Genomic DNA, 547 nt, shown 5'->3' on the forward strand with positions numbered 1-547 from the left:
ACCCGCATCACCGGCCAGACGCCGCCGATGTCGCACAGAGCAGTCAGCAGCGCGGCCTCCGCTTTCATGCGGCGAAGCAGCCGCATCACCTCGGCCTCATCCGCCGCCGCGAGCACCGCGCCCCTGGCATCCGCGATCAGCGCCGTCAGATGCGAATCCGGATCGCATTCGAGCAGCCGGATCAGGCGCAAGGCATCAGCGCGCACCAGATCGAACAGATAGGGCGAGAATTCCGCGATCCCGGCAAGGATATCCCTCGCGAAGGGATAAGCCAGCAGCGCTTCGAGACGGGCCAATTGGGCCGGCTCGAGCTCGCTCAGCCAGCTTTCGAAACGTCGTTCGTCGGTTGTGGAAGCGGCAATATGGGGAGCTTCCGCAAAGCGCGCGGCCAGCCTCTCACCATGCTTGTCCGCGTTTCCCGGCGCGGAGTGGTTCATGCCACCTTCTGTGGCACATCCGGTATTGGCGGAGCAACCCTGTCGCCGGCACCGGCGCGGGCGGGCAGCACCAGCGTGGCGACGAGACCGGGCTGGGCGTCGCCCAGCCG

Annotated in this window: 1 pseudogene; it reads right to left on the reverse strand. The window is 67.1% G+C overall.

Annotation, left to right across the window (positions count from 1 at the left end):
* Positions 1-437: pseudogene (locus tag MOV74_RS40035) on the reverse strand (bifunctional [glutamine synthetase] adenylyltransferase/[glutamine synthetase]-adenylyl-L-tyrosine phosphorylase); the annotation flags it as partial.
* Positions 438-547: the final 110 nt, after the last annotated feature.

Source organism: Bradyrhizobium sp. SHOUNA76 (genome assembly GCF_023006445.1).
In the GTDB taxonomy this organism is placed as follows: Bacteria; Pseudomonadota; Alphaproteobacteria; order Rhizobiales; family Xanthobacteraceae; genus Bradyrhizobium.